General features: G+C 50.4%; 19 protein-coding genes. 7 read left to right on the top strand and 12 right to left on the bottom strand.

Going from position 1 to position 21,948, the window contains the following annotated elements:
* The first annotated feature begins 50 nt into the window (after positions 1–50).
* Positions 51–941, top strand: a complete 891-nt coding sequence (locus tag ACO0LM_RS25160; protein WP_423041083.1) for a methyl-accepting chemotaxis protein — start codon at positions 51–53, stop codon at positions 939–941.
* A 95-nt stretch (positions 942–1,036) separates the two neighbouring features.
* Here the strand turns inward: ACO0LM_RS25160 and ACO0LM_RS25155 are convergent, their stop codons facing one another.
* From ACO0LM_RS25155 to ACO0LM_RS25120, 8 genes are all read right to left on the bottom strand, one after another.
* Positions 1,037–1,801 (bottom strand): hypothetical protein, encoded by a 765-nt coding sequence (locus ACO0LM_RS25155; protein ID WP_423041082.1) that lies wholly within the window; start codon positions 1,799–1,801, stop codon positions 1,037–1,039.
* Between the two features lie 61 nt (positions 1,802–1,862).
* Entirely contained in the window at positions 1,863–2,267 is a 405-nt protein-coding gene (locus ACO0LM_RS25150; protein WP_423041080.1) for a hypothetical protein, read from the bottom strand.
* A gap of 13 nt (positions 2,268–2,280) precedes the next feature.
* Complete coding sequence (locus ACO0LM_RS25145) at positions 2,281–2,517, bottom strand: hypothetical protein (protein WP_423041078.1); 237 nt, start codon at positions 2,515–2,517, stop codon at positions 2,281–2,283.
* Between the two features lie 10 nt (positions 2,518–2,527).
* Positions 2,528–2,737, bottom strand: coding sequence for a hypothetical protein (locus ACO0LM_RS25140; RefSeq protein WP_423041076.1), 210 nt, complete (start codon positions 2,735–2,737; stop codon positions 2,528–2,530).
* A 408-nt stretch (positions 2,738–3,145) separates the two neighbouring features.
* Positions 3,146–5,584 carry a tetratricopeptide repeat protein gene (locus ACO0LM_RS25135; RefSeq protein WP_423041074.1) on the bottom strand — a complete coding sequence of 813 codons (2,439 nt, stop codon included), beginning with the start codon at positions 5,582–5,584 and terminating at the stop codon, positions 3,146–3,148.
* 17 nt (positions 5,585–5,601) lie between these two features.
* The gene (locus ACO0LM_RS25130; protein ID WP_423041072.1) at positions 5,602–6,054 is read right to left on the bottom strand and encodes a hypothetical protein; all 453 of its coding nucleotides are present in this window, start codon (positions 6,052–6,054) and stop codon (positions 5,602–5,604) included.
* Positions 6,055–6,197: 143 nt separating this feature from the next.
* Positions 6,198–6,437 carry a hypothetical protein gene (locus ACO0LM_RS25125; protein WP_423041070.1) on the bottom strand — a complete coding sequence of 80 codons (240 nt, stop codon included), beginning with the start codon at positions 6,435–6,437 and terminating at the stop codon, positions 6,198–6,200.
* 17 nt (positions 6,438–6,454) lie between these two features.
* Positions 6,455–6,937 (bottom strand): hypothetical protein, encoded by a 483-nt coding sequence (locus ACO0LM_RS25120; RefSeq protein WP_423041068.1) that lies wholly within the window; start codon positions 6,935–6,937, stop codon positions 6,455–6,457.
* Between the two features lie 126 nt (positions 6,938–7,063).
* Here ACO0LM_RS25120 and ACO0LM_RS25115 point away from each other — a divergent pair, with 126 nt between their 5' ends.
* Both ACO0LM_RS25115 and ACO0LM_RS25110 read left to right on the top strand, forming a co-directional pair.
* The gene (locus tag ACO0LM_RS25115; RefSeq protein WP_423041066.1) at positions 7,064–7,228 is read left to right on the top strand and encodes a hypothetical protein; all 165 of its coding nucleotides are present in this window, start codon (positions 7,064–7,066) and stop codon (positions 7,226–7,228) included.
* A 178-nt stretch (positions 7,229–7,406) separates the two neighbouring features.
* Positions 7,407–7,691, top strand: a complete 285-nt coding sequence (locus ACO0LM_RS25110; protein ID WP_423041064.1) for a hypothetical protein — start codon at positions 7,407–7,409, stop codon at positions 7,689–7,691.
* 101 nt (positions 7,692–7,792) lie between these two features.
* On the opposite strand, the gene ACO0LM_RS25105 is transcribed toward ACO0LM_RS25110, so the two are convergent.
* Together ACO0LM_RS25105 and ACO0LM_RS25100 are read right to left on the bottom strand one after the other, a co-directional pair.
* A complete protein-coding gene (locus ACO0LM_RS25105) occupies positions 7,793–8,863 on the bottom strand; it encodes a hypothetical protein (RefSeq protein ID WP_423041062.1) in 1,071 nt (356 codons plus the stop codon).
* Between the two features lie 139 nt (positions 8,864–9,002).
* On the bottom strand, positions 9,003–9,920 hold the full coding sequence (locus tag ACO0LM_RS25100) for a LysR family transcriptional regulator (RefSeq protein ID WP_423041117.1): 918 nt from the start codon (positions 9,918–9,920) through the stop codon (positions 9,003–9,005).
* A gap of 175 nt (positions 9,921–10,095) precedes the next feature.
* Between ACO0LM_RS25100 and ACO0LM_RS25095 the strand changes: the two genes are divergently transcribed.
* Complete coding sequence (locus ACO0LM_RS25095; RefSeq protein ID WP_423041060.1) at positions 10,096–11,388, top strand: MFS transporter; 1,293 nt, start codon at positions 10,096–10,098, stop codon at positions 11,386–11,388.
* A gap of 74 nt (positions 11,389–11,462) precedes the next feature.
* Here the strand turns inward: ACO0LM_RS25095 and ACO0LM_RS25090 are convergent, their stop codons facing one another.
* Positions 11,463–13,955: a glycoside hydrolase family 95 protein gene (locus ACO0LM_RS25090; RefSeq protein ID WP_423041058.1), complete on the bottom strand. Its 2,493-nt coding sequence runs from the start codon at positions 13,953–13,955 to the stop codon at positions 11,463–11,465.
* Between the two features lie 332 nt (positions 13,956–14,287).
* Positions 14,288–15,895 (bottom strand): GH39 family glycosyl hydrolase, encoded by a 1,608-nt coding sequence (locus ACO0LM_RS25085; RefSeq protein ID WP_423041056.1) that lies wholly within the window; start codon positions 15,893–15,895, stop codon positions 14,288–14,290.
* 738 nt (positions 15,896–16,633) lie between these two features.
* On the opposite strand from ACO0LM_RS25085, the gene ACO0LM_RS25080 reads away from it, so the two are divergent.
* The 3 genes from ACO0LM_RS25080 (at position 16,634) to ACO0LM_RS25070 (ending at position 21,937) form a co-directional block, all read left to right on the top strand.
* Positions 16,634–19,399: a TonB-dependent receptor gene (locus ACO0LM_RS25080; protein ID WP_423041054.1), complete on the top strand. Its 2,766-nt coding sequence runs from the start codon at positions 16,634–16,636 to the stop codon at positions 19,397–19,399.
* A gap of 151 nt (positions 19,400–19,550) precedes the next feature.
* Entirely contained in the window at positions 19,551–21,059 is a 1,509-nt protein-coding gene (locus ACO0LM_RS25075; RefSeq protein ID WP_423041052.1) for a tryptophan halogenase family protein, read from the top strand.
* 140 nt (positions 21,060–21,199) lie between these two features.
* Complete coding sequence (locus tag ACO0LM_RS25070) at positions 21,200–21,937, top strand: YoaK family protein (RefSeq protein WP_423041050.1); 738 nt, start codon at positions 21,200–21,202, stop codon at positions 21,935–21,937.
* Positions 21,938–21,948: the final 11 nt, after the last annotated feature.

Here is a 21,948-nt window from a genome sequence, read left to right as displayed (position 1 = left end):
GAAATTGATTGCGTGTGATGTCAATTCATTACTGTATTGCCATCTTCCATATGCAGAATGATACACATGTTAACAATGAGAATCAATATCATTTACATTCGCAGTCAAGCCAAGGATTATTTTCAGTCAATACAGGCAACACTCAGACTTACTTAGTCGATATTCACAAAAGCTACCCCATTCTCTGTGGCAAGCCGGGGACATCCGAACAAATTATCGTTGACAGCAATTCCCTGGCGGAAAGTACAGAAGAACAAGCCATATCTGTACAGCGAACTGCATCATCAATAGAATCGCTGACATCCAGCGTTGCCGCTAACAGAGAAAATTCCACCAGCGCCAACGAACTTGCCAAGGCAGCTTCTGAAGTGGCGCGACGAGGTGGGCATGTCGTCAATAAAGTCGTGCAGACCATGGATTCGATCAAAGATAGCTCCAGGCAAATTGTCGATATTATTTCCGTCATCGACGACATCGCATTTCAAACCAACATTCAGGCGTTGAATGCCACAGTTGAAGCCGCCAGAGCCGACGAACAGGGACGCGGCTTTGCAGTCATGGCCAGCGAAGTCAGAAATCTGGCGCAGCGAAGTGCAAGTGCCGCCAAAGAAATCAAGGCACTCATTACCGATTCCACACAACGCATCGAACTGGGCAATACCCTGGTCAGCAAGGCCGGTTTAACGATGGAAGAAATCGTCGCCAGCGTCAACCAGGTGTCGCAGATGATCTCTGCCATCAATCAATCCAGCATAGAACAGGCAACAGGAGTAGAACAAGTCCATACCGAAGTCAGCACCATCAGCAACACCGTCAACAGTAACGCCGGCGTCGTCAACAACCTGGCAAGCGCATCCACAGTCTTGCTGACGCAAACCAATTCGTCGACAGCGATCATGGGGCAGTTTATTACGTCGGATCGGCAGAGGATGAGGCGATAAAGTGACCTGCACTCTTAGTGAATGCCTAATCAACGAAGTCGAATACGATATCGTCCTGATCATGGCTAATTTTTTCCAGTCTGAATTTTCTTCAATTATTTCAAAGATTTTGGTGGATTAGGTGTGCCATTTGGAGGTATATGACCTTCAATCGCTTTGCTAATTTCGTCATATATCACAATTGCAGAAACTATATCGCGCTGAAATTCCTCAATAGCATCAATTTCATGTCGCTTATTTTTACCGATTAGATTTACATATCCTTTATCGCCTGAAATTCTCACCAGAACTTTTGATTCAGGATGAATCTTTCGAAGAGCATCAATATCCTGTTCCGTAGCCACCAAGTCGTATGACTCCGCGACGCCAACTCCCTCAGTTCTTCTGTAACTAGTATTGAGCTCAAAATCATGTTCGAATATAACGTTTCCGTCGACCATTATTGAAAGTTTTTTCATGAATAGCCAACTGCGGCCCCAATAATAGGGTGCGATGAATAAGATGGGCTTTTTACCATCTGGAACTGATACATACGTTTTGACACTCGTTCCAATATTCATCGGCATACCTGCTTTATAAATGCGAAGCTTTCTGAAGCCGTCTCGTTCGCCGAATGCGATTGAAAAGTTTTTGTTCTCTTTTGTCCCGAAAGCCGCCATAAATTCGGTCACGCCATCGCCCTTGTCTTTGGTTTGGCTTTCTATGTAGGCAGACGAAAGGGCGCTTGTCCACTCATCCATTGTCGCTATGTGGACAGGAATAGGGCGCTCCATTGATGGGGTTGGTGGTTTTGCTGGTTCATTTTTTGAGCAGCCAGCTATTAATAGCAGACATGTTATGGTGAAAATTAGGTTTTTCATATGCGCTTTTTTGTTTGGTTCTGATCAATTGCAAACGACTGACTTCAGTACTGATTTTTCCTCACTCTTTTCGTAATCCACGTATTGAATTCTTAAATTCGCTTATTGCGATACCGCCTTTGACAAGTGCCACCAAAATAAAAATTTGTAGAACAGCAATCGCAATAGCCCAGCCTGGCGCTTCTGCGAATAGGTAGTAGCTAATAAAAAATACAACAATCATGAAAACAACCATCACGCCGTAAATTAAGAATCTGGATCGTTGCAATTTTTCCGTTGCTTCACGCTCAATCTTCCAACGTGCCTCGACACTCTCGGCATGTTCTTTAGCACGTTGCCGTTCACGGTCAAGCTGCTCCGAAGTTTTCATTGGCCAAGCCTCGGTTGGCGTAACCAAATTATTGTCCACGTTATCACTTGCGGTGGTCATGATTTTTCTTGAACCGTTATCGAAAGTATCGCCCATGATTTTCCAAACATTATTTGAAAAGGTGAAGTATTGAAACCACCAGTAGCGCGAGAAGCAACCAAAAAATCCTATTTAGCATTGCGGTGATCGTGTATAGATGGGAAATCACGCCTCCCGCCCCACAAATAGCGTCGTCTAAACGTCGCGTGGCATTCCATACCTCTTCTGTTTCAGACTTGACTTCATCGACGGCATACTTGACGTTATTGACAGCGAATATTAGATCGTCATCATGGTTGTTAGACATTCTATTTTTCCTATTCAAAGTCTGCACTGTTCTCAATTGCGGATTTTGCCTCGATACAAACTGCCTGGGTTCCTTGTACATCACCAAGTTGCAAGGAAAATTTAGCCAATTTCACTACCTTTCCATCTAACGAAACGGTATAACTGTTTTGATCGCATTTCACGGCATACGTGAGTTTTTTACCGGTCGTTTGTGTGTGTGTGTGTGTAAACGTTTCCATTATATTTCCTTAATCCATAGTCATAAAAAATGAAAAATTTTATAATTCTTACAATATAGTACTTCGTGAGTTTGGAAATTATTACCTTTCTGATGAGATGGTGTGGAATGAGGTTGCATTTGACGCGCTTGCAAAAAATTCTGCTGAAAGGTTGTATTTCTCTTCTGAAAAGGAAAATTTGATGGAAGTGATTTCAATCATGGAGATTGCAAGAACCGATAGGTCGCATAAGTTATTAATAGATATTGAGAATGAGACCAATTTCGATTGGCGGGACGATTACTGGCCGAATTTTCAGCGTCAAATAGAAAAAATTATTTTCTATTTAAAACAGCATATGGATCAATCATAGCTTTTGCCCTGTTGCTGCTGCCCTTGCCCTGTTCAGTGTTCAATTAAGCCATTTTCCTATCTGTTTTCGGTGGCAGGCCATGCTTCTGTAGCTAAACGATTGGTTCGGTCTTGCCATTCAATAAGTCCCGCAATTCCGAACAAAATGGCTGCATCACGATAATGCAAGCGTGCAGCATTTTCCGACAGTGCACTCCTGGCCAATTCACCCAAGGCAAATAGGGCATTGGCCTCCCCCATGACATTGCCGATCTGCTTGTGCAGTCGCAGCGCATCGGTGAAGTGCGTGCGCGCCTGTTCGTTACGGTCCAGCGCGCGTTCAACATTGCCCAGACCATCAAGCGCATTGGCCTCACCCATGACATTGCCGATCTGCTTGTGCAGTCGCAGCGCCTCGGTGAAGTGCGTGCGCGCCTGTTCCTTACGGTCCAGTGTGCGTTCAACATTGCCCAGGCCATCAAGCGCATTGGCCTCACCCATGACATTACCGATCTGCTTGTGCAGTCGCAGCGCCTCGGTGAAGTGCGTGCGCGCCTGTTCCTTACGGTCCAGTGCGCGTTCAACATTGCCCAGACCATCAAGCGCATTGGCCTCACCCATGACATTGCCGATCTGCTTGTGCAGTCGCAGTGCCTCGGCCAAGTGGGTACGAGCCTGCTCCTGACGTTGCAGCGAGTAATCAACATTACCCAGGCCAAAGAGCACATTGGCCTCACCCATGACATTGCCGATCTGCTTGTACAGTCGCAGCGCCTCAGCCAAGTGGGTACGCGCCTGTTCCTGACGGTTCAGCACGCGTTCGACCTCGCCCAGACCCAAAAGCGCATTGGCCTCCCCCATGACATTGCCGATCTGCTTGTGCAGTCGCAGCGCATCGGTGAAGTGCGTGCGCGCCAATTCGTTACGGTCCAGTGCGCGTTCAACATTGCCCAGACCATCAAGCGCATTGGCCTCACCCATGACATTGCCGATCTGCTTGTGCAGTCGCAGTGCCTCGGCCAAGTGGGTACGAGCTTGCTCCTGACGTTGCAGCGAGTAATCAACATTGCCCAGGCCAAAGAGCGCATTGGCCTCACCCACGACATTGCCGATCTGCTTGTGCAGTCTTAAGGCCTCGGTGAAGTGGGTGTGCGCCTGTTCGTTACGGTTCAGCGCGCCTTCAACATTGGCCAGGCCAAAGAGCACTTTGGCCTCACCCATGACATTGCCAATCTGCTTGTGCAGTCGCAGCGCATCGGTGAAGTGCGTGCGCGCCTGTTCCTGACAGTCCAGCGCATGTTCAACATTACCCAGGCCAAAGAGCGCATTGGCCTCACCCATAACATTGCCGATCTGCTTGTACAGTCGCAGCGCCTTGGCCAAGTGGGTACGCGCCTGTTCCTGACGGTTCAGCACGCGTTCGACCTCGCCCAGACCCAAGAGCGCATTGGCAACACCCACGACATTGCCGATCTGTTTGTGCAGTCTTAAGGCCCCGGTGCAGTGGGTGCGCGCCTGTTCGTTACGGTTTAGCGCGCCTTCAGCATTGCCCAGACCACCAAGCGCATTGGCTACAACCATGACATTGCCAATCTGCTTGTACAGTCGCAGCGCCTCGGTGAAGTGCGTGCGCGCCTGTTCAAAACGACAATCGGTCAGTGCCTTTGTACCGTGGCCGTAAATCAAATCCGCGTCCGTCATATTTGACACACTCTTGTCCGGTGAGCCATCAAACTTATGCAGGAAGGCGCGTAAGGTTTCACAAACGGCGGCACTCCGGTCGGATGGCTTGGCAATCGATACATGATCGTCATCTGTTGCAACTGGGTCAGCGCCAACACCCGGATGCGCCGACGTGGAATTGACAATCCTCATCCCTTTGATATCACGTGTTTCATAGTAGGTGAAAGTTTCTATTTCGTGCTTTGGCGCGTGATTGCGGTACCGATTGTATAGATTGCCCAAATGCGCATCATGTTCCTTTAGTTCGCCAATGGAGACGGTCGCGCCCAGTACAGTTGAAAAATTGCTTAACATGGACGCTAAGGTAGCACCAGCATGCGGTGTAGCAAGAAATAGTACGGCTTTGGTAGCGGTGATTATCTTGTTATTTGTTGGTTGTATGCTGTCGCTAGAATCACGAAAAATTTGCTTGACCAGCAAGCCTCCCAGGCTGTGGCACACAAAAATGATAGGTCTAAAACCAATGCCCCGCTGGCACAACAGATTAAGCACCTGACCGGAACGCGTGGGGAGTGCCATACTGTGCCCCTCATCCGATCTCACCTTGGAAAATATCTTAGAAATACCAAACCATCTGGATGGGCTGGCCGCATATCCAAGTGACCATACACCGACGTCTTTGAACTCTGCTCCCACCCAATGCGGCCATGATGTGCTCTGATCGTCACCGTGACGCCAGGTTTTAAAAACGTCACCTCCAAGACCGTGAACAAAAATCACATCCGCTATGCGCATTTCAATGTCGGCACCTGATATCGGGTGGAGTTCAGCCATGATTTCCGATCGCCAAATTACTTGCAAGTGCCTGATAAAACACCCAGCATGCCAGCACTAAAAAGTGTAAACGGTTTAGATGTTCCAACATTGCTTTCCCGAACCTCAAGCAACTGTGCAACGTAAGTACCGGCACTTTTTTTATTGTCCCACTCAGCAAGCGATCTAAAATTCCAGCGATCCGATCCTCGTTCCAACACCTTTACCAAATCCGCGTTAGTAGTATTGATATACTCCCCTAGAATTGCTCCAGTATCCTTAGATACAATAAAAGAAGTGCCAAGAATGACGCTACTAAGTGATTTTTTGTCTGAATTGCTAAGAGCCCCATTTTCTATGTCATACACATGCAGCACTTTACATTCATAGGTTAGGTCCCCAGCAAAACAATTTGTGCTACCAAATTGCAATGCGAGTGCTCCAAACAATAAAATCAATCGTACATAGCCAACTGAGTTAGTGGATAACATCGTTTTCATTTATAAAATAATTGACTTCAAATCCGACGCCGACGAGAGGCTAGAAAGCAAAAATAGCTAGCACTCCTAGTTGTCCTATCTCAAAAAATTTTATGCTGAAATTACTCATAAAATTCGTTTTCATTCTTTTTCCGTTATCCATGTACTGGAATAATCACTGCATACGCGAAAAGAGCAGGTGAAGTTTCATCGGATTCATAAGTACCGATGAGCAAGTCTTTTCCAGGGTAATGTTTTGCACCAAGTTCGATCTTTTCTCGGAGTTGTTCTTCCGAATCCGTCAGCCGTCCGTTATACATCGCCTGTTTGAAATTTTCCCCTTCAGTGATAGAAATTCCGTATTTATTCTTTAACTCATAAATCATCGAAATCATGTCATTTTTCCTTTCGATTATTTGTGATCGCGAACACACTTCAATCCCGCCTCCACATGCTCCGCCCAGCCAGTCTTGTGCGTAGCAAACCATGCCTCTGTTTGCTCTTTCGTGACCCCACAGTCAATCTCAATTTGTGCCATTTTATTAGCGGCAAACGCGGCATTGGATGCGGCCCGTTCTTCGGGCGACTGGGTAATTACTTGCAGCAGTGATAGTGCGAAAGCGGTAGCCGGAATACCAACCAGCAAAATCGCAAATTTCGCCAATTTCCCCAAATTCTTGCAGATTGGGAGAAAGACAAAAATAAGAGGTATCCCAATTCCTAAAATAATTATCATCGTTATTTTCCTCTTCAAATCGGAATTAAAGACCTCTACCACATAGACTTTTAGCCTGGCTTCCGCCTGGCACCATCCAGCCGTTGCCACAAGGAAAAATCCAAGAATGATCTTGCCTGCATTGCTTAACAAACGATTCGATGAAACTGGCGTGCACATCGCACTCCCTTGTTAATTTTACACCAATGTCATTAATGTATTATATTTTGATAAACATGTGTGAATCTTCAGTAGTGCATTTACATATATCTCGTATTCCAGAAGCGATTGAACATGATTTATTCCATGCCCCCCATTGAGGGTAAATTAAGATTTTTTTCCACATTACTTAATATTTCTGCTATGTACTCTCAGGCAATTTCTGGCATGGCGCGTTTGTCTTTTGTATCTTCTGGAGAGAGTCATTTATCTAAAATTTTGGGTGGGGCGCTAATGCGTTTGCAAAATTGATTCCTGGTCATACCTAGCGTCTGCATTGCATCTCTTAAAAACTGCTGTTGACTTGATCTTTCCATCAGATAACACGGGCCACAAGTGCCCCCAATCGCACTGAATCGGCATCAATTAGATTTTTCGTGGCTTTCAGCATCTCGTGCCCAAGTAGCTAGAACTCATTTCATAAATAGGGATGAGTGCGAGCAAGGTGATTCAGGATGCCGTGCAAGGCGTCGTCGCCAGCGTCAACCATGGGTCGCAGATGAGCTCTGCCATCAAACAATCCAGCATAGAACAGGCAACTGGCGTCGAACAAGTCCATACCGAAGTCAACACCATCAGCCAGACTGTTAGCAGCAACGCCAGTGTCGTCAACAACCTGGCAAGCGCGTCAACAGTGCTGCTGACGCAAGCCAATTCGTTGACGGCGATCATAGGGCAGTTTATTACATGGAATCGGCAAGGGGTGTGGTGGTAGAAAAGCGAAACAAGTTCAGGATGTTTCGCTTTTCATGAGTCTAAGTTTCAGAATGTGCGTGTGCACGTGATAGCGGCCCCAGACTACAACATCCGTACGAATCAATACTTGGAAAAAATTGGCGTGTTGCCTACACCCGCAGCAATATTGTCGCCTATCGCTATTGAGTAACTATAATTGCCATTTGGGACTTTCGTTTTTTCCCACTGGATGCCGTCACAGCTATAAAAGATATAGTCGCCATCAGTAGTAAAGCTGGACGCAAGATCGACCGCCATCAATTGGCCGCCGCCTGCAACGATTGCATTACCATTTACGGGAAGGAAGGCTCGCCCTTTCGCGACAGTTTTCCAGTTAACGCCGTCGCTGCTGTTGGCAATATTGCCTTGGCTATCAACAGCCACATACATGCCGTTAAAGTACTGCATGCCAGTTATACCAGTCGTCGGAAATGTACCGTCGCCAACGATTTTTTGTGTCTGCCAGGTATTACCATCGCTGCTGACATATACATTGAGACCTGCACCGGCATAGAATTTTCCATTGGCAAATGTGCTCCAGCCAAAGACATAAACTTTAAGATCAGCCGCATTTGCTGCGGCATACCAATTCCGGCCATCAGCGCTCCAGATGATTTTTCCATCACCACCGACCAGTATAAATCTCCCGTTGCCATAGGACATACTCTTGGGGTCAAAATATGGAAGTGCTTGCAAAGATGGATTGGCGCTGTCGCCAATAATCAGGTTATCCCAACTTGTACCATCGATCGTGCTTGATGCCATCATTCGCTTATCCGTTAGCCCACCAGCCTGGCCAACCATGTAGATTTTTCCCAAGGCATAAGTCAATGCATAGCCACCATGTACACCAGAAGAAGTCACGTTAACCCAGTTTTCGCCATCCCGACTTATTACTGCCTTTCCGTACCCTATTCCCAAAAACACGCCATTGCCATAAACCACATTATTAAAGTATTCCAACTTTTGCCCTACCCCGTCCACAGCAGTCCAAGTCCGTCCGAACTTATTGGTGCAGCCTTGCCCCGATACAGTCCCGGCGTTGGCTCCAACAGTGGCACCGCCACTATTTGCAGAGCCGCCACTGCCACCACCGCAGGCAGATAAGACAAGAGCGATAGAAAGTATTGCTGTATTTTGAAATTTCATCATGTCAGATTAAAAATGGACCAGCATTGACTACCTTACGTGTCAGTCAAGTGAATCACGAAAAAAAGGAAAATAAAAAACGAGAAATAAGAAAGGCTGGTGATTGTAACAAAAATAAATGCGATTCAAACCACTCCACCACTCACCCATGCAACGTAGTCGGCACCGCCGCCCGTATCATTTCGATAAACCGCCGCAAACGTACTGGATAGAAGCGGGCATAGGGGTAGACCAGGTTCACGGGCAAGGCTGAGGCTTGCCATTGCGGGGCCAGTTGTACCAGGCGGCCTGCGGCCAGGTCGTCGGTCAGTATCCAGGTGGAACCTATTCCTACCCCCAGGCCTTCCAGCGTTGCGGTACGCAGGGCGTAGAGGTTGTCTGTACTCAGGCGGGGGGTGAAGGACAGGCGCTGGATTTCGCCGGTGTGTACGTGGTGCAGGAATACTTCATTGCGGTAAAACGTGCGCAAAGACAGCCATGGCAAGCCTGCCAGATCAATGGCCTGCTGCGGCACTGGTCTGCCGGCCAGCACGGACGGTGCGGCGACAACGATGCGTGGTACTTCGGCCAGCTTGATGGCCACCAGCGAAGAGTCGGTGACTTCGCCGACCTGGATGGCGCAGTCTATGCCGGCAGAGATGAAGTCTTGCAGCGAGATGTCGTCATGCAGCAGCCATTCGACCGATACACGCGGATAGCGCTTGAGGTAATCGGCCAGCGGTTTGATCAGGCGTTCCTGCCCGAAGGCGTGCGGTGCGACTACCCGCAACACGCCTTCTGGTTCTTCATTGGTGCCGCGTATATCCGATTCCAGCGTGGCCCAGCTGACCAGCAGGTTTCTGGCATGTTCGTAGCAACGCTCGCCATCCACAGTAAGACGCATGCTATGGGTAGAGCGATGCAGCAGGCGCACGCCCAACAATTGTTCCAGCGACTGCAGGCGGCGGCTGACTGTCGGCTGGGTCGTGCCCAACTGGACGGCAGCAGCAGAAAGATTGCCTGCCTCGACGATGCGGACGAAGGTCTGCATCAGTTCTATGCGGTCACCTGCCCCTGTCATCAGGGCCGCTGTGGCCACATTGGCGGCATTGTCAGCATTATCGGGGCGAGGAATAAGTGTCTTGATCATACGCTAAATGTATAACAAATCTGCAAGCCATGCTACTACCGTTTTATTTTGCGGCGCAATACACTGGTTTCAATCGTTAAATCCTCACGAAACCAAGGAGCAAGCCATGTCTTCCATTCATAATCCGCATGATCAGAGTGCATCAGGCCGGCCGACCCCTGCTCTGGTACTGCATACCACTCACGTAGCGCAATCAAGCAACAATAGCAGTGAGGTACACCAGCAGCCTTCTTCATCGCTGGTGCTGTTGCTGGCCAGTGGCGCCAGTCTGTCGGTGGCATCGCTGTATTACAGCCAGCCCATGCTGGGCATACTGGCTACGGAGATTGGTGTCAGCGACCTGGATATCGGCTTTGTGCCTACCCTGACGCAATTGGGCTATGCGCTGGGTATCTTGCTGCTGGCACCGCTGGGTGACAAACATGATCGCCGCAATATCATTCTTATCAAAGCCGGTTTGCTGGTGGTGTCGCTGATTGCGGCAGCTTTTGCGCAGTCACTCAGCGTACTGTTAATCGCCAGTCTGGCTATCGGGCTGACCGCCACCATGGCGCAGGATATTGTGCCCGCCGCTGCCACGCTGGCGCATGAATCACGGCGCGGCAAGGTGGTGGGTACGGTCATGACCGGTCTGTTGATGGGCATCTTGCTGTCGCGTGTTATCAGTGGTTTTGTGGCAGAACATTTTGGCTGGCGCACGATGTTTGTGCTGGCTGCTGCCGGTGTTTCATTGATCGCTGCCGCCATCTGGCGCGGGTTGCCGCATTTTGTGCCGACCACCAGCTTGAGCTATCGCGCCTTGCTGGGTTCGCTGCTGGGCCTGTTGCGCCGTCACGGCACGCTGCGTCGTGCTGCATTGGCACAGGGTTTTCTGGCGATGGGCTTCGGCGCTTTCTGGTCCACTTTGGCGGTGATGCTGCATGCAGAGCCGTTTCATATGGGTAGTGCGGTCGCGGGTGCCTTTGGTCTGGCTGGCGCGGTTGGCGCACTGGCGGCCCCCATGGCTGGCCACCTGGCCGACAAACATGGGCCAGGTGTAGTGACCAAACTTGGTGCGGGTCTGACAGCGGTATCTTTTGCGGCAATGAACCTCAGCCCTTTGCTGTCGCCCGCTGCGCAACTGTGGTTGCTGGGTATAGGCACTGTCGGCTTTGACCTGGGAGTACAAACCACATTGATCGCCCATCAAACCATCGTGTATGGCATAGACCCTGGCGCACGTAGCCGCCTGAATGCGGTGCTGTTTGTTGGCATGTTCATCGGCATGGCGGCAGGTGCCACACTGGGCAGTGCCCTGTTGGCGCAATGGGGCTGGACAGGCGTAACCGGCCTGGCGACTGTGACAGCACTGGCCGCACTGGCGGTGCGGTTTTGGAAGGTACCTGCCGACCAAGCTTGATTGGTCAGGAGCGAATTTAAGCTCGAATGTCAGTTTGAATATCAGCTCTGCAGTTTTCTTGCAGAGCTGATTTGTTATGTGGTCGCCACCGGCACTTGCAGGCGATGCATACCTTTTGCGTCCAGGCTGATATCCACCCTGGTGCCGCGATAGCTGAGGCGCAGCGCTGCGCCTGGTGGCCCCTGTAGGGTCGCTGACACCAGCTTGCCAGCACGCCACTGCATATCCACACTCAGCCCACCGCGTGCGCGCATGCCTTTGACTTCACCTGATGGCCAGGCGGAAGGCAAGGCTGGCAGCAGGAAAACTTCCCCACCCCAGGACTGCAGCAGCATTTCCATGATACCGGCTGCGCCACCAAAATTGCCATCGATTTGAAATGGTGGATGGGCGTCAAACATATTGGGGTAGGTACGCTTGGGGCCGGTCAATGCCTTTAATATGCTGTGCGCGTGATCACCATCGCCCATGCGTGCCCACAGGCAGATACGCCATGCCGTACCCCAGCCTGTGGCCAGGTCGCCGCGCTGGCGCAAGCTGTTTTTTGCGGCTTGCAACAAATCTGGTGTATCACGCAGATTGATCTGGCTGCTGGGATAAATGGCATACAGATGGGAAACGTGGCGATGATGTTGTTCGGGAGCCTGCGTATCCCAGTCATCCAGCCATTCTTGCAATTGTCCGGCTTTTCCAATCCGGTCGATTGCTATTTGCGGCAAAGCCTTGGCGATGCGCTCAATCACGGCCGGTTGTTGTTTCAGCAGACGCGCCGCTTCCAGTGTGTTTTTAAACAAGTCGCGCACGATCTGGCGATCCATGGCCGGGCCAGCGCACAACGAGGTTCCAAACGGATGCGAATTTTCTGGCGAGAGTGAGGGCGAAGTAATTAAACCCCGGCCTTTGGGATCTTCAATCAAGGTGTCCAGGAAAAACGCTGACGCCCCCAGCATGACCGGAAACAGTCGCGTCAGTACGTCCGCATCGCGGCTGTAATCATAATGATCCCATACCGAGTTGCATAACCATGCGCCGCCACAAGGCCACAGGCCCCAGCGCGGCCCATCGTTGGGCGAAGCTGCGCGCCACAGGTCCGTATTGTGATGTGTTACCCAGCCGCTGGCGTTATACATGGTCCTGGCAGTTTTGGCACCCGTCACTGCCAGGTCTTCGACCAGGCGCAGCAATGGTTCCACGCAAGCCCCCAAGCCGGCGGGGTCTGCCGGCCAGTAGTTCATTTGCGTATTGATGTTGATAGTATATTTGCTGCCCCATGGCGGGTTGGTGCCTTCGTTCCAGATACCCTGAAGATTCGCTGGCTGTGTACCGGGGCGCGAGGAAGAAATCATCAGGTAACGTGCGTACTGAACATACAAGGCAGACAAGGCAGGGTCTTCTGTGGTTTCGGCAGCAGCAATACGGATGTCCGTGGGGTGGGCTGCCTGCGCCGTGCTACCCAGGGCTATGGACATGTTGTTGAACAGCGCCTGATGATCGCGGATGTGATTACTCTTGAGCAGTTCATAAGGCTTTGTTGCAGCCTGCTCGGTTTGACGCCTGACCAACGCCACCGGGTCACCGCTGACATCGTGGTAATTGACATAGCTGGTAGCAGCGGCGATCAGTAATGTCACGGTCCGCGCCTCGCGGACTTTCAACACACTGTTTGCCAGACTGGACTTGCCGTCGGCAAGCACCTTGATACGCAGTGCATAACGCAAACCAGGCAAGCCCGATTTGCCCGATTTGCCATCCGCGCCAGGTTCGTTGCTACCCGTGATCAGGACAGCGTCTTTGCCGTCAGCGACCATCGTGGTGTCGGTGCTCAACACCCCTGCCGCTTCCGTCTTCAACCATTCAACCGTTGTCGGTTTGCTTAAACCATCGGCACCTTGATAATCAGAGGATGGATATTTCACCTTGCGTGGGCTGCGGTAGGCAAGTTCAATATCCAGCCTGGCTTGTTCTGCCGTCATATGCATGACGATGACCTGGTCTTGCGCCGACACAAACGCTTCGCGCACGAATGCGCCATCCGCTGTCTGGTATGAAGTAGTGTTGATCGCCGTTGCAAGATCAAGCTGGCGTTCATATTGCCTGGGCTGCGTCGCGCCCGTCAACGTCAGCAACACATCACCCAGGCTGCCATAGGGCATCAGCTTCAGAGGGTTGCCCATCATATAGTTACCGGCAAGATCCGCTGCTTCTTTGTATTTGCCATCGGCGATCAGTTGCCTAACTTCTGGCAAGGCTGTACGCGCATCCGGGTTGTCTGGCGTATACGGTGCGCCAGCCCATAAGGTATCTTCATTAAGTTGCAGGCGCTCTTGCGCCACGCGGCCAAAGACCATCGCACCCAGGCGGCCATTACCCAGCGGCAGCGCCTCTTCCCAACAAGATGCTGCTTGCTTGTACCACAGTGTATTCGTGTTTTTTAATGACTGTGTATTTTGCGCCATAAGCAGCGCTGGCGTGCCATACAAACCGGCCATGCCCAGCATCAAATTGCGCCGGGTCTGGTTAAAGCTTACCGCCCTGGTGATTTTTTTGACAGTCAGTTTTTTGCGCATGATGAAATCAGCTCCAACGATAAGGGAAGGCAGGTATGCTTGAAATGCGTAGGGCATAAAACCGGAATTGCTCTTGATTTTCCATGGGCATTACAACAATAGCGAGTAGTGAAGTCTTTTTTTGAAGTCAATTCTTTGCTGCGTGTCCTAAATAAAGTAATCACAACAATGACCAGGGAAACTATCAACAACAGCGTGACGACATAAAGAGGCTGTGCGATAGAGACTTGTGCTGGCTTGTGATCTTTTGGGCTATCTGGCTATCGGGCTATCGGGCTACCGAAAGTAACTGGCTGCTAAGCCTGAAAAAGCAGCTAGCCAACATGCTGACCTCATCGCCTTGGCAAATTAAATTTGCGATGTGACTGGCAACACCTGGCAAGCCATTTTTTTCCGTTCGGCAGCAGCTTGACCAGGATCACATCATTCTCACGCATGTCAATTTTGATGCTGGCCCTGGTCGATTGGTGTACCTTCACCTGGCGAAGCTCGGGCTTGTCTGTCGTCAAATCTTGCAATGCTTGCAGTTGCGTCGTACTCAGCTTAGCGGGCGAACCCATTTCCAGATATGCGGTGTGGGCATCATTCGATCTGAAACCAGTGCGGTAAATGTAGGCGGTGTAATTTCCTGGTTCCAGGCCACTGACATCCAGTTCCAGCGGTGCAATTGCCTTGCTTGGCTGCACGGTAGTATAGAAACCACGGTTGCTCTTGTTCTGCACAGGTTGATGAAAATCCCATGCCAGCACCTGCAGTGCCTTGTCTGTGTGCGTGGCATAGCTTTGCGTATCTTGGGTGGCAATGACAGACTCGCCCAACTGATGCAGGTATTTGTAGGCAAAATAGGCAGGCTTGCGTATCCCTTCAGGATTGAGCAAACCAAAACCACCTTGAAACGGCGCGGTTGGCGGACCTGGTTCTTCAAACAGGTCGGTGTAAGTCCAATAACTCATGCCCTGCACCGCGCCCTCGGTGGCTTTCAATTTGCTGAGGATATAAGCGGCACTGATGTAAGAATCGTGCACCGGATCACGCGGTGTATAACTGGTGCTCCACTCGGTAAAGAACAGTGGCAACTCTGGATACGAAGACGCTGTGATTTGTGCTCGCACCTTGTGTATATCACCGGACACGGCGTTAGGTGAAACGGATAATTTGGTGTCACTTGCACCATTCTCATCAAGGAATCCACCATCGACACCATAGGTGTGGGTGGTGACAAAATCAACCGGTGCGCCCGTCTTATGGGTGAACGCCAAAAATTCAGGCACCCAGGCAGCACCGGCGGTGGCAGGCCCGCCTACCCGCAGTTGCGGGTCTATGGCCTTGATGGCGCGGGCGCTTCTTTCATATAAATCGAAATAGGCTGCCTGATCTGCCTTTTCCCAGAAACCGTCAAGATTCGGTTCATTCCAGACTTCAAAATACCAGCTTCTGACTTCTTCTACACCATAACGGGCTTGCAGGTGGCGTACAAAATTATCCACCAGTGCCGTCCACTTTAGCGGGTCGGGATGCGAAGTATTTCCTTTCCAGTAAAAGATCGTCTGCTCAGAGCTTCGCATTGCATGTGGCGTGAAACCCAGTTCGACAAAGGGTTTGATGCCCATACCCAACATGCGGTCAAACAGATAATCAATTTTGGTCCAGTTATAGACCGGTTTGCCGTCAGCTTCAGTATATGTGCCCAGGACATCATGAAAAATGCCATGGAAGCGTAAATAGCGAAAACCCAGTTCATCCTTCACAGTCCGCAATTGCGCCAGACTGTCTTCCCTGATCAGCGTACCCGGATAGTCAGAACCAACGGATAAATCAGCAAAGTGATCACGTTGCACAACCGGCGCGTTGACATCAACACTGATGCGACGCACCTCGGCAGCGTGTGAAAAACTGAGCAAAAGCGGCGTCGCCAAAGCGAACAGCAGGGGTTTTAACATGGCGGGAGTCTCGTATTATTAGAATAAACAGCTTTATTTGAGCTTGCATTCTGCTGCGCCCTGCCGTCTGGCGCAATTACGAAAACCGCCAGTCCGGGGAATGATAACGATGAATACCAGCAAGATTCCACCAATAATCTAACTTGCCGCAGTGCGGCATTTTGAGGCCCCACATTAAGCCGCATTCAGCTTGGTTCTATATTCAACCGGTGTGAAGGTGTCTTGCTTTTAGAAATTCCCTCCCCCAAAAAACCAGCTTCAGGCAGGCTCACCAAAGCCATAAGCTGCTGAAAATTGTCGCACAGAAATTCCATCAAAAAAAACCAGAATCAATTCCACTTTAAATCCACTTTCCTTATCGAAAATTTGCCGTTCAAGTTCAGGCTGTGGGTTTAAAACATCAGTCCACTTCTATAACTGGCAAATTTAAAAAAATAATTTATCCAATAAAATCATATGCATACACGATATAACCATGACAAAATAGAAACCAATCAAACATCGCATAGATACCACTTAGATACCGATTGACAACCTGTTTAGCCATCACTAAAGTTCGTGACATCCCGTGTAGTTGTTTCGAGTGGTAGTTAACTCAGAATGAATTTTTATGATGCAGCGGGTGGTACCGAAAATAGTCACTGTCGTCTATGTCAAGTGCGTAAGGTATTTGGGGGAGTAAGCAATTTTTTGTAATGACCTGAAGTGGTCGGCAGGTCTTAACCGAAGGAGAACTAAATGCAAAATAAATTGAGTCCGATGAGAAGTAATCTAACGCCGATGGCATCCGCAGTTGCACTTCTGGTCATGAGCGTCGCCATGCAAGCGCAGGCACAAGAAACAGAAAAAGCAGCAAAACCAAAAGAACCACAAGAAGTGGTCGTTACTGGTATTCGCGCATCGCTGCAACAGTCCATGAATCAAAAACGTAATGCAGATACTTTCGTTGAAGTCATTACTGCTGAAGACATCGGCAAGATGCCGGATAAAAACGTTGCCGACTCACTGCAACGCGTACCTGGTGTCAGCGTGGCTGCCGCAGGCGGTGGCGAAGGCAGCTTTGGTGAAAATGACCGTGTTGCCCTGCGCGGCACACCGTTTGGCCTGACCTTGACGACCTTGAACGGCCATTCTGTTTCCAGCGGTGACTGGTTTGCCGATAATATTGTTGGCGGTGGCCGCAGCGTGAGCTTCTCGCTGTTCCCATCTGAACTGATCGGCCGTGTGACAGTACACAAAGGTTCACAAGCCAACCTGCTGGAAGGCGGCGCTGAAGGCGTAGTGGATATCGAAACACGCAAACCGCTGGATTTCAAAAAACAATTCAATGCCCAGGCCAGTATCGGCATGGTCAATTCTGAAAATTCCAGCAAATCCGATCCGCAGATAAGTGGCATGGTCGCATGGAAAAATGATGCGTCCACCATGGGTATCCTGGTGCAGGGTTTCCATCAAAAACGTACGCTCAGCCGTGCCGGGCAAGAGAATCAGATCTGGTGGGACAAGGTTGATGTTGGCAGCCCTATCGACAGCGCCATCAAAGGTGCGGGTACAGCCAATACAGCGACTTCACCGGCATCTGGTGCCATCACCAACTTCCTCGGTGGTACTGCCTGGTTTGAACAGCAGCGTACCCGTCAGGGCGGTTTGATCGACTTCCAGTTCAAGCCATCGAACGATGTGAACATAGATGTGACCGCCTTCCAGTCACACCTGGATGCACCAAACATCAACCACAACTTCATGCAGTCACTGGGCCGTTTTGTGGGTCCATCCTGGGCGACCACAGGTTTCCCTTCCAGCGCCATCACCGGCACCTTGAGCCAGGGCGTCATCAGCCAGTTAAACGTGGGTAATCCGGCAGGTTGCATCCCTTGTAGCGGCATGTCCAGCGCAGTGCAGGAAATTTTCTCCCGCCCTATCGCAGAAAGCCAGTCACAGTTCTTTAACATCGACGGTTCAGTCCGTGTTAACGACCGTTTCACTTTGAGCGGCAAACTGGGCACCACAAAAGGCCTGGGTAATACCGTCAGCGGCGCCATGGGTATCTGGATGCCATGGACAGGTGGCAGCTACACCATCAACGGTACCGACAAGGCAGTGACGTATGTCACGCCGGGTGCAGACAAGTTCTCTATCGGTGGCTTCAACAATGGCGCACCTGGTACGCCTGGCGCACCGTACACCTACGGTTCTCACGTCACCGCCAACGATAAAGAAGATTATGCACAAATCGACGGCGTGTATAAAACCGACCTCACCAGCATTCCTACCGTTCGTTTTGGTTTCCGCGCAGCAGAACACAAGCGTGAACTGAGCTCTATCGGTGTCAATGCATTGCCAGGTTTGTCGAATGCAGCCAACCTGCCAATGTCCGGCCTGACGGCTTTCCCTGGCATCTTTAATGACCTGGGTGCAAATGGTGCCGGTTACTGGACTTTCTCTCAGTCTGCAGTGAATGCCTGGCTGTCCCAGTACACCAACTACAGCGGTCACCTGCTGCAAAATGAGTTCACCATCAAGGAACCAACCCAGTCGGCGTACGTGATGGCTGATTTTGGTGGTGAAGGCTTCAGTGGCAATTTTGGTGTCCGTGTTGCCCGCACCAGCGAAGAAGTTACCCGTAACGAAATCGGCCCATCTGGCAACTTTGAGCCGAAAACCTATAAGAACAGCTATGTCGATTTCCTGCCAAGTGCTAACTTCCGTCTGGATGTGACCAAGGATATCGTCGCTCGCTTTGGTGTTTCCCGCACCATGGCACGCCCTGAACTGGGCCAGATGGCTGGTCTGGATCTGCGTGACGTACAGGGTACAGGCAACGGTGGTAACCCTAACCTGAAACCTATCCGTGCCAACACGGTTGATCTGGGCGTGGAATGGTATTTCGCACCGAAATCCATGGTGTCTGCCGATCTTTTCTATTCGGCTCTGGATGGTTACGTGACCTATGGCGCAAGCACAGGCACGTTCTACAACCAGATCCAAAAGAAAAACACTGTGTACGCGATGAGCACACCAATCAATACACAAGCTGAAGTCAAGGGTCTGGAATTGTCTTACATCCAGGCATTGCCAGCCGGCTTTGGTATCAACGCCAACTACACCTACACGCTGGGCAAGGAAACCGGTCAGGCTCCTGGTTCCAAGTGCGGTGATGTACTGGCCCCGGATTGTACTTTGATCGGTACTTCCAAAAATGCGTATAACCTGGGTGTATTCTATGAAGACAGCAAGTTCAGTGCACGTCTGACATACAGCTATCGTTCCGGCTTCCTGAACGGTACCAGCCGTAACAGCGCTGCCTACCAGAACGATATTGGTACTTTGTCTGCCACCCTGGCTTACCAGATCAGCGACAATTTCTCGATCTCTCTGGATGGCAAGGACTTGAACAATCCCCTGGTCAGCTCGGTCACCAAAACCCCAGGCGCAGCAGATTTGCCGGCATCCCTGTATAAAAATGGTCGCCAAATCTTCCTGACTTTGCACGCCAAGATGTAATTTGTTACGATCAGGCGGAGGGCCCGGATATTTTTGCCCTCTTCCCGATTTTTTAAAGTGATGGCGCGCTTTGCCCCATCACTTTTTTTTCATTGACATGCTGTATTGCCAGATATGCTAACGATTGTATCTACAGTCTAGGACCATGACCATGCAAGAACCCATCAAAAAAATCATGATCGTCGGGGGTGGCTCTGCCGGATGGATGGCAGCCCTGATTATTGCCAACTCGGTCAAGGACAAGGGTGTGGAAATCACCGTTGTCGAATCACCGACGGTAGGTGTCATAGGTGTTGGCGAAGGTTCCACACCAGTGTTGAAAAAGTTTTTCGATAACCTCGGCATACAGGAAAGCGAATGGATGCCAGAGTGTAATGCCACCTACAAGTCCGGCATCACCTTTGATGGCTGGTCCACCAAACCTGGCCATGAAAGTTATTTCCACCAGTTTGCCACCATGGTGGATAACCTGACACTGCCGGTCTTTGTGAATAACGTCAAGGCGCGCCTGCAAGGTGCAGACGTGTGCGCCCTGCCAAACAAGTTTTTCCTGTCTTCTGAACTGGCAGACCAACACCTGGCCCCTATCGCCGCCCACCACTTTCCTTTTTTCACCACCTACGGCTATCATTTTGATGCCATGCTGCTGGGCAAATACCTGCACAAGAAAGCCTTGCAAATGGGTGTGTGCCACGTCAGTGCCCACATTACGGATGCGCGACAGGATGCCAGCGGCAATATCACCGCAGTGGTGCTGGAAGACGGCAGCAGCATGCAAGCAGATTTCTTCGTTGACTGTTCCGGCTTTGCTGCACTGCTGATAGGCAAAACCCTGAAAACACCTTTTGTCAGCTATGCCGATAATTTATTCAATGACGCCGCGATTGCCATGCCATCGGATATCGGCGACGCGATACCCACGCAAACCATCTCCACCGCCATGAAACATGGCTGGTCGTGGCGCATCCCGTTGCAGAACCGCTTTGGCAATGGCTATGTGTACAGTTCGTCCTTCACCACGGCAGACCAGGCGGAGCATGAACTACGCAGCAAGCTGGGTCTGCTGGAATCAGACACCCAGGTGCGCCACCTGAAGATGAAACTGGGACGTGTCGAAAAACACTGGAACAAGAATTGTCTTGCGGTTGGCTTGTCTCAGGGTTTTCTGGAACCGCTGGAAGCAACCGCCTTGTACCTGACGCAAATGACTGCCGCCATCTTTTGCCTGTTCCTGGAAAAAGGCGATCTCAGCGAGCAGGCCCAACAAGTCTACAACCAGGAAATCAATGATTATTTTGATGGTCATCGCAACTACATCATTGCCCATTACAAAACCAATACCAGGACCGATACGGACTACTGGAAGGCCAATGCAGCCAACCTGAATGGTATCCCCGACTCGCTCAAACACATTTTTGCCGCCTGGCTGGAAGGGCGTGATCTGGGGGATGAAATCCGTCGGCAAAATATAGAAAAGTATTACCCTATAGGTTCCTGGTATGCATTAATGGCAGGTATGGGCCTGTTCCCGGAAGCCGATGCAAGCGCAGCGGATACCGGCCAGGACAAAGCAAACCCACTGGGTGATTTCATACAGCGCTGCGCCCTGAATTTCCAGGATCATCGCAGGTTTTTGTCCACGCACAGACCAGCCATGTAAGCTACTTGTGAGTTAAGGATGGAAGTAACAATGAGATAAAACAACATGCACAAAGGTAGCAAATGCAAACAGACGTGCATTTTTGCCAGTTTTTCGGCTAAACTCAAGTCAAACTGGCAAAAAAATACACCTTTTCGTGCATGCCCATCAATTACCTCGCAAACCTGACATCACCCAAGCGCACTCCCCGGTCTAATCTGCACCTGGGAGTGAGTCTTGCATGTGTAGCCGGGGCTTTGAATGCAGGTGGTTTTTTGGCCGTCGGACAATACACTTCCCACATGACCGGCATGCTTTCTTCTGCCGCGGACGACCTGATACTGGGTAAGCTACTGCCCGCTTTTGCCGCATTGTTCATGCTGGTTGCTTTTGCCTGGGGTGCGGCCTGTACGTCCCTGATCGTCAACTATGCCAAGCGCAACCAGTTTCGCTATATCTACACACCAGTCTTGCTGCTGGAGGCCAGCTTGTTACTGGTTTTCGGCCTGGTTGGGACTGAATTGCAGGAACATGCGGTGATCACCGTCTCTTTCACCACTGTCTTGCTCTGTTATGTGATGGGCTTGCAAAATGCCCTGATCACAAAAATCTCCCATTCTGAGATACGCACTACCCATGTCACGGGTCTGCTCACTGACATCGGCATAGAACTAGGCAAGATGATTTATTGGAACAGGAATAAAGACGAAGTTCATCATGAAAATGAAGTGAGTGCTAATTTACAAAAACTGCATTTGCATGGCTTGCTGGTGTTCTCTTTTTTTTCTGGTGCGGTAACAGGCGCTTATGGTTTCAAGCATTTTGGTTTCATTTCCACATTACCGATCGCCACCGCACTGGTCGTTTTGTCGCTGGCACCACGGTTCAGGAAAAACTGATGATCGGTTTT

This window comes from Undibacterium sp. Di26W (genome assembly GCF_049340265.1).
In the GTDB taxonomy this organism is placed as follows: domain Bacteria; phylum Pseudomonadota; class Gammaproteobacteria; order Burkholderiales; family Burkholderiaceae_D; genus Undibacterium.
The sequence above is the reverse complement of the archived record's forward strand: the minus strand, read 5'-3'. Positions and strand labels throughout refer to the sequence as shown.